Raw genomic sequence first — 8,320 nt, 5'->3', positions numbered from 1 at the left:
CTCACCCCTGCGGGCTTTCCTCCGGGCGCTTCCCTTCGGTCTTGCGTTTCCGACTCTATCAGACTCTTTCGTGTCCGATTCCCGGTCGAAGCGGGATTGTTCTGGATTACTTCCGGGGAAATTCGCTTTCGCTTTTCCCTTTCGGCGAGTCCGACTCTATCAGGCTTTTCCAGTCCTATTGACCGGCCCCAGCAGACATGCCGGTGCCGAAGAAGGGTTAGGGTTTGGCCTGATAGTCGCCGCCGACCCTCGACTCAATGTCGCGTTGGGGTCAGGCAGGAGTACGACAGTACAGGCTGCCGGGAGTCGAGGCAAATCGTTTCCGGTGCACCCCTAGGTCCTCGAACCGGCAGGACTCAGGCGGAACCGGGACTTCATATGACTTACCCTGCTGAGCAGCACGCCGCCCTCCTACAAGCCGCGGCGGCGACCACTGAAGCTCCACTCTGGGAGGCACCCATGACCACTGTGACGTCCCCTCTTGCCGGACGTGCCATCGGGCTCGCTGCGGTACCCGACCCGGTCTTCTCCGGCGCGATGGTCGGTCCCGGTACCGCCATCGACCCCGTACGCGAGCCGTCGGAGGCTGTGTCGCCGGTCGACGGAATCGTCGTCTCCCTGCACCCGCACGCCTTTGTCGTCGTGGACAGCGAGGGACACGGGGTTCTGACCCACCTCGGCATCGACACCGTCCAGCTCAATGGTGAGGGCTTCGAGCTCCTGGTGAACAAGGGTGACACCGTCACTCGCGGCCAGAGCATCGTGCGTTGGGACCCGGCGGCCGTCGAGGCGGCCGGCAAGTCGCCCATCTGCCCCATCGTGGCGCTGGAGGCAACTGCCGACTCGCTCTCCTCTGTCGTCGAGGACGGCGACGTGAAGGTCGGCGACGCACTTTTCGGCTGGCAGTAACGCGATCGGCGCAGTGACAGCCGACGGGACAACCACCGCGGAGGCACCGGCCGCCGCACAATCGGAGACAGGTGAAATGGAGACAACGCTGCGGGGCGTAGGCGTGAGCCACGGTGTGGCGATCGGCGAGGTACGGCACATGGGCACAGCAGTGCTCGAACCGCCGGCCAAGCAGATCCCCGCCGAGGAGGCGGAGCGCGAACAGGGACGGGCGCGGCAGGCCGTGGAGGCTGTGGCGGCCGATCTGATCGCGCGCGGCAACCTGGCAGGTGGCGAGGCCCAGCACGTGCTGGAGGCCCAGGCCATGATGGCCCAGGACCCCGAGCTCATGGCTGATGTCGACCGGCGCATCGCTGTCGGCAGCACAGCCGAGCGCGGCGTGTACGACGCATTCGCCTCGTACCGGGCGCTGCTGGCCGGTGCCGGGGAGTACCTCGCGGGCCGCGTCGCCGACCTCGACGATGTGCGGAACCGGATCGTGGCCCGGTTGCTCGGTGTTCCGATGCCGGGTGTGCCGGACAGCGACGAGCCGTATGTGCTGATCGCGCGGGACCTGGCTCCCGCCGACACGGCGCTGCTCGACCCCGCGCTCGTGCTCGGCTTCGTCACCGAGGAGGGCGGGCCGACCAGTCACAGCGCCATTCTGGCGCGGGCGCTCGGGGTGCCCGCGGTGGTGGCGCTGCCCGGTGCCGGTGAGCTGGCCGAGGGCACCGTGATCGCTGTGGACGGCAGTACCGGCGAGATCTTCGTCGAGCCGAGCAACGAGAAGCGGACGGAGATGGAGAGCGCCGCGGCCGCACGGAAGGCAGCGCTTTCCGCGTCGACCGGTCCCGGCGCGACGTCCGACGGCCACAAGGTGCCGCTGCTCGCCAATGTCGGCGGCCCGGGCGATGTACCGGCGGCCCTCGAGGCCGGTGCGGAGGGCGTGGGCCTGTTCCGTACCGAGTTCCTCTTCCTTGACGACAGCAAGCAGGCGCCGTCGGAGGAGAAGCAGATCGCGGCGTACCGCGCGGTGCTCGAGGCGTTCCCCGAGGGGCGCGTCGTGGTGCGGGTGCTGGATGCCGGTGCGGACAAGCCGCTCGACTTCCTGACCCCGGCGGACGAGCCGAACCCGGCGCTGGGTGTGCGTGGGCTGCGCAGCCTGCTGGATCACCCCGATGTCCTGCGGACCCAGCTGACGGCGCTGTCGAAGGCGGCCGAGGGACTGCCCGTCTATCTCGAGGTCATGGCGCCCATGGTCGCGGACCGTGCGGACGCCAAGGCATTCGCCGACGCGTGCCGGGAGGCCGGACTGCAGGCGAAGTTCGGTGCGATGGTCGAGATTCCCTCGGCCGCGCTGCGTGCGCGTTCGGTGCTTCAGGAGGTGGAGTTCCTTTCGCTGGGCACCAACGACCTGGCGCAGTACACCTTCGCGGCCGATCGCCAGGTGGGTGCGGTTTCCCGGCTGCAGGACCCGTGGCAGCCCGCGCTGCTGGACCTGGTGGCAATGTCCGCCGACGCCGCAAAGGCCGAGGGCAAGAGCTGCGGTGTCTGTGGTGAGGCCGCCTCCGATCCGCTGCTTGCCTGTGTCCTGACCGGTCTTGGAGTGACGTCGCTGTCGATGGGCGCCGCGTCCATTCCTTATGTGCGCGCCACGTTGGCGAAGTACACGCTCGCCCAGTGCGAGCGGGCCGCGTCCGCCGCGCGTGCGGCGGACTCCGCCGAGGAAGCGCGGGTCGCCGCGCAGGCGGTGCTCTCGGGCGAGTAGCACCGCCCGGACGATGCGAGGAAGGGGCTTCCCGCCCGCGATGGCGGCGGGGAGCCCCTTCGGGTTGTCAGCGGTGGGATTCCGGCTCGTCGGCGCCGATATCGAAGCCGGCGCAGTACTCCACGCCGGACTCCGGCGCGACGGGTTCTCCCGTGTCGGCGTCGGTGCAGTAGGCGCTGAAGACCTCCCCCGCGGTCAGTGGGGTCAGGCTGCCGCGGATCAGCCGCCAGCCGTGCACCCGGTCCGGGACGCCGGGCCCGCTCGTCCGCAGGACGATTCCGCCGCGGCTTTCCAGAGCGATGCCCACAGCGAGCACCGTCACGAATTCCGCTCCTTCCGCCGAGTCGAGGCGGGCCGGGCCGATGGCGTCGCGCTCGGTGTGCAGGGCCGCGAGCAGCTGATCGTTCTCCGTGGGGGTGCTGCACACGAGGTGGTGCGCGCCGGGGCCGGCTGCCTCCAGGGTGCGCAGCAGCAGGTGGGAGGCGCGGTCGAAGGCCGCACGGCCGATGTCCTGACCGCAGTCGGCGCACTCCCCCAGATCGGTCAGCAGCATCGTGGCGTACTCCCAGGTGGCCTTGCGGACCGCCCGGGAGACGAGAAGCGGGATCAGGGTGTCGATCGGCTGCCCGGTGTAGGCGATGGTGGCTCCGGCCGACGCGATCTCCGCCGTGAAACGGCTGCGGCTGGCCGGGCAGTCGGCTGCCAGCTCCGATTCGGCGCAGAACTCCGCGTACTCCTCCGGGTCGAAGAGGGCGACCGTGGTGTGCATGCCCTGCGCGGCGAGCGCTTTGAGCAGTCCTTCCACCTGCTGGAGGTAGACGGAGTGGTCGTCGAAGGCGAAGGTGCGGTAGAGCCGCATCGCCGCGAAGTCCTGTTCATCGGTCAGCAGGCCGATGGTGCTCGGTGCTTCGCGGCGCAGCGAGCGTCGCATGCTGGTGCCGGCCCGGCCGTGGACGGTGGTCCGCCTGTTCCTGGTCTGCTTGTTGCTGGTCTGCGCCATGATTCCCCCAGTGCGCCGTCGATCATTGCTCACTCAGAGTAATCACGGGTACTGACAGTGCTGTCCCTCAGCGGCGCTTGCGGGCCAGGTCCTCGTAGAAGTGGAGGAGCTCCAGGTTGTCGATGGAACCGGGGTTGACGGCCTTGGCCAGGTCCGTTCCCTGGAGCAGGCGTTTTACCGGAACCTCGATGCGCTTGCCGGTGAGGGTGTGCGGGATGCCGGGGACCTCGATGACCTCGTCCGGGACGTGGCGCGGCGAGAGGTTCTCCCGGATGGTGCGCTTGATGCTGTTGCGCAGCTCGTCGTCGAGTGCGGCGCCCTCGGCGAGGTGGACGAAGAGCGGCATCCAGTAGCCGCCGTCGGGTTCCTCGAGTCCGATGACGAGCGATTCACGGATTTGCGGGAGGCGCTCGACCGCTTCGTAGATATCCGCGGAGCCCATACGTACGCCCTGGCGGTTGAGGGTGGAGTCGGAGCGGCCGTGGATGACCACGGACCCGCGGTCGGTGAGGGTGATCCAGTCGCCGTGGCGCCAGACGCCGGGGTACATGTCGAAGTAGCTGTCGTGGTAGCGGCTGCCGTCGGGGTCGTTCCAGAAGCGGATCGGCATGGACGGCATGGGTTTGGTGACGACGAGCTCGCCGACCTCGCCGGTCAGCGGTGTGCCCGCCGGGTCCCAGGACTGGAGGTCCGTGCCGAGGCAGGGGGCCTGGAGCTCGCCGATGTGGACGGGGAGGGTGGGCACCGCTCCGGCGAAGCAGCTGCAGACGTCGGTGCCGCCGCTGACGGAGGCGATCCACAGGTCGTCGGCCACTTCGTCGTGGAGCCAGCGGAAGCCGTCGGGCGGGAGCGGGGAGCCGGTGGTGGCGACGCACTGGACGCGGGAGAGGTCGAAGTCGCGTCCCGGGTGGACGCCCTCCTTGCGGCAGGCCATGACGTAGGCGGCGGAGGTGCCGAACAGGGTGGCGCCGGTCTGTTCGGCGACGCGCCACTGGGCGCTGACGTCCGGGTAGCCGGGGCTTCCGTCGTAGAGCACGAGCGTGGTGCCGGTGAGGAGGCCGGAGATGAGGAAGTTCCACATCATCCAGCCGGTGGAGGTGTACCAGAAGAACCGGTCCTCGGGGCCGAGGTCGCAGTGCAGGCCGATCTGCTTGAAGTGTTCGAGCAGGATGCCGCCCTGGGACTGGACGATGGCCTTGGGGAGCCCGGTGGTGCCGGAGGAGTAGAGGACCCACAGCGGGTGGTCGAAGGGGACCTGCTCGAAGACGGGTTCGGTGTCCGCAGCCGTGAGGGCGGACCAGTCGAGGGCGCCTTCGGGCGCGTCGGTGCCCAGCAGCGGGATGTGGACGACGGCACGCAGGGTGGGCAGTTCGCGGCGCAGTTCGGCGACGGTGTCGGTGCGGTGGTGTTCCTTGCCGCCATAGCGGTACCCGTCGACGGTGAACAGGACGACGGGTTCGACCTGCTGGAAGCGGTCGAGGACGCTGCGGGCGCCGAAGTCGGGGGCGCAGGAGGTCCAGACGCCGCCGACGGCCGCGGTGGCGAGGAAGGCGACGACCGCCTCCGGGATGTTGGGGAGGTAGCCGCTGACGCGGTCGCCGGGAGTGACGCCCAGGGCGCGGAGTTCGGCGGCGAGCGAGCCGACGCGGCGGCGGAGCTCGGACCAGGAGGTGGCGATCTGGGTGTGGGTCTCGTCCACGTGCAGCAGCGCGGGCGCGCCGGCCCGGAGGGGGTCCTCGCCGGTGCGCAGCGCGTGTTCGGCGTAGTTGAGGGTGGCGCCGGGGAACCACTGGGCGCCGGGCATGGTGCGCTCGCCGAGGACGGTCTCGTACGGGGTGGAGAACCGCACGCCGAACCATTCGGCGACGGCCTGCCAGAAGGTGTCGAGCTCCGCGACGGACCAGCGGTGCAGCGCCGCGTAACCGCCCTCGGCCGGTGCTCCGTGGCGCTCGGCCGCCCATTTCTGGAAGCGGGTGACGGCCGCGGCCGCGATGCGGTCCGGGCCGGGCTGCCAGAGGGGGGCTTCGTCGGCTGCTGAGGTCATGGGTCGGCTCCCTGGCTGTACGGGGTACGCGGGTCTGCGTGGGTCGCGCGCACGTGCTGGGGTGTGCGCGTGAGGCGGCTTTCACGGACGATGCCATGTGATCGTCTTTCGCACCAGGGCTGCCCGCCCGTGGCCGCGTGTCCGGATATGTGGCCCGGCCACGTCCGGTGCGTGTCCGGGGCGTGCAGGGCCCGGGCCCGGCTGCGGGTGAACGGAAGTTGAACAAATCCCGCTCCCGCCCCGGCTGATGGCAGGGTGAGCCGCATGAACGGTCGTGACCTGGTGCGCTCGGTGAAGTTGGTCGGTTCGAAGCGGGGGCTGCGTACGGTGCGGTCGGCGTGGCGGCGCTCGCGGGCGGATGCCAGGTCGCTGCCGCGGCGCGGCCCGGAGCGGGCGCGGGTGCCGGGGGCCGTGGTGGGGGCGGAGCCGGGGCCGGGCGGCGGGGTGGTGCGGTTCGCACGTTCGGAGCTGAGCATCCGGGTGGCGGTGGGCGGTGCGGTCTTCTGGGGGTGGGACGGTGCGGAGCCGCTGCCGTCGTACGCCCTGCCGGGGCCGGCTCCCGACGCCGATCCGCGGGCCGTTCTGGAGCCGGACAAGGACGGCGGGTGGCAGGTGGTGTCGGAGCGGCTGACCGTGGCGGTCTCCCGGCACGGAGCGGTGGAGCTGCGGACGCCGGGCGGAGTGGTGCTCCGTCGGGAACTGCCGCCCCGGTGGTGGGAGCCGGTGGCGGGCGGAGCCGCGCGATGGGTGCAGCGGTCCGAGGTTCCGGCGGACGCGCGGTTCTTCGGGCTCGGCGGGCGCGCCGCGGGGCCGCGGCTCAGGGACGGCGAGTACGGGCTGTGGAACACCGATCCGGGCGGCCGGTTCGGTCCGGGCGACGATCCGCTGTACCTGACGATGCCCGTTCAGCTGGTGGTCTCGGACGCGGGGACGCATCTGGCGTTCCACGACAACTCCTGGCCGGGGCGGGTGACGCTGCGCGAGGGAGAGGAGGGCGCGGGCTCCGGTCATGACCGTCCGGGGATGTCCGAGGTGCGGGTGGACGGCGGGCCGCTTCGCTGCTGGGTGGTGGCCGGCACTCCGGCCAGGGTGCTCCAGGGCTGGACGGCGCTGACCGGGGCGCCGGCGCTGCCGCCGTCGTGGGCGCTGGGTCCGCAGCATGCCCGGTGGGGTTTCGGGAGCGCTCGGGAGGTGCGGCGGATCGTGGCGGGGTACCGGGAGCGGGGGCTGCCGTTGTCCGTGCTGCATCTGGACATCGACCATTTCGACGCGCACCGGGTGTTCACGGTGGACCGTGCACGGTTCCCCGATCTGCCGGGGCTGGCCGAGGAGTTGCGCGGGGACGGGGTGCGGCTGGTGTCGATCGTGGACCCGGCGGTCGCCGCCGCGCCGGGGAACGCGGTGTTCGACACCGGTGCGGAGGTGGGGACTTCGGGGGCGTTCGTCCGGGACGGCCTGGGGCGGATCGCGCGCGGGGAGGTGTGGCCGGGTGAGTGCGTGTACCCGGACTTCACCGATCCCCGGGTGCGCGAGTGGTGGGGCGGGCTGTACGCGGAGCGGCTGGCGCAGGGGTTCTCGGGTATCTGGCACGACATGAACGAGCCGGTGTCGTTCGCCGCGTTCGGTGACCCGTCGCTGCCCCGTTCGGCGCGGCACTCGCTGGAGGGGCGTGGCGGTGATCACCGTGAGGCGCACAACGTGTACGGCCTCGCGATGGCGCGCGCCGGGTACGAGGGGCTCGCCCGGCTGCGTCCGGAGGAGCGGCCGTTCCTGTTCTCGCGTTCCGGCTGGGCGGGCATGCAGCGGTACGGGGGTACCTGGTCCGGTGATGTGTCGACGGGCTGGCCCGGGCTGCGGGCATCCCTGTCGCTGGTGCTGGGCCTCGGGCTGTGCGGGGTGCCGTACTCGGGGCCGGACGTGGGCGGGTTCGACGGGTCGCCGTCGCCGGAGATGTATCTGCGGTGGTTCCAGCTGGGGGCGTATCTGCCGTTGTTCCGTACGCATGCGGCGATCGACGCGGGGCGGCGGGAGCCGTGGGAGTTCGGGCCGCGGGTGCTCGACGCCGCGCGGGAGGTGCTGGTGGAGCGGGAGCGGCTGCGCCCGTACTGGGTGACGCTGGCGCATCTGGCCCGGCTGACAGGTGCGCCCTACGTGCGCCCGCTGTGGTGGGCCGCGCCGGGCGACCGCGCGCTCCGGGAGTGCGAGGACGCGTACCTGCTGGGTGACGCGCTGCTGGTGGCGCCGGTGCTGGGGCCGGGGATGGGTGAGCGGGCGGTGCGGCTGCCGCCCGGGCGGTGGTACGACACGGCGACCGGCGCGGTGTACGAGGGGCCCGGTCAGGTGGTGGTCGACGCGCCGTTGTCGCGGGTGCCGGTACTGGCGCGGGCCGGGTCGGTGATTCCGGTGCGGGGCGCGGACGGCGGGCTTGAGCTGGAGGTGTGGGCCCCGGTCCAGGGGCGCGGCGGTGGCGGTTCGGTGGTGCGTGACATGGGGGACGGCTGGGAGCCGGCGGTGGTGGAGCGGTACACGTCGCGGCTGGTGGACGGGCGGGTCGTGGTGGAGCGGGATGGTGAGGAGGGGCTGGTGGACTGCCCGGTGCGGGTGCGGGGGCTGTGACCGG

General features: G+C 71.4%; 5 protein-coding genes. 3 read left to right on the top strand and 2 right to left on the bottom strand.

The window, feature by feature from the left end; translation table 11 throughout:
- Positions 1–459: 459 nt before the first annotated feature.
- The gene (locus ACFVW8_RS28135; protein WP_389694760.1) at positions 460–909 is read left to right on the top strand and encodes a PTS glucose transporter subunit IIA; all 450 of its coding nucleotides are present in this window, start codon (positions 460–462) and stop codon (positions 907–909) included.
- A gap of 76 nt (positions 910–985) precedes the next feature.
- The gene (gene ptsP, locus ACFVW8_RS28130) at positions 986–2,656 is read left to right on the top strand and encodes a phosphoenolpyruvate--protein phosphotransferase (RefSeq protein WP_389694758.1); all 1,671 of its coding nucleotides are present in this window, start codon (positions 986–988) and stop codon (positions 2,654–2,656) included.
- 67 nt (positions 2,657–2,723) lie between these two features.
- Here ptsP and ACFVW8_RS28125 read toward each other — a convergent pair whose 3' ends face one another.
- Together ACFVW8_RS28125 and ACFVW8_RS28120 are read right to left on the bottom strand one after the other, a co-directional pair.
- Positions 2,724–3,587 (bottom strand): hypothetical protein, encoded by an 864-nt coding sequence (locus ACFVW8_RS28125; protein WP_389694764.1) that lies wholly within the window; start codon positions 3,585–3,587, stop codon positions 2,724–2,726.
- Between the two features lie 136 nt (positions 3,588–3,723).
- Positions 3,724–5,700: an acetoacetate--CoA ligase gene (locus ACFVW8_RS28120; RefSeq protein ID WP_389694756.1), complete on the bottom strand. Its 1,977-nt coding sequence runs from the start codon at positions 5,698–5,700 to the stop codon at positions 3,724–3,726.
- A 264-nt stretch (positions 5,701–5,964) separates the two neighbouring features.
- Here ACFVW8_RS28120 and ACFVW8_RS28115 point away from each other — a divergent pair, with 264 nt between their 5' ends.
- Positions 5,965–8,316 carry a glycoside hydrolase family 31 protein gene (locus tag ACFVW8_RS28115; RefSeq protein ID WP_389694754.1) on the top strand — a complete coding sequence of 784 codons (2,352 nt, stop codon included), beginning with the start codon at positions 5,965–5,967 and terminating at the stop codon, positions 8,314–8,316.
- The last annotated feature ends 4 nt before the right edge of the window (positions 8,317–8,320 follow it).

The organism is Streptomyces sp. NPDC058221, from assembly GCF_042882365.1.
GTDB lineage: Bacteria > Actinomycetota > Actinomycetes > Streptomycetales > Streptomycetaceae > Streptomyces.
The sequence above is the reverse complement of the archived record's forward strand: the minus strand, read 5'-3'. Positions and strand labels throughout refer to the sequence as shown.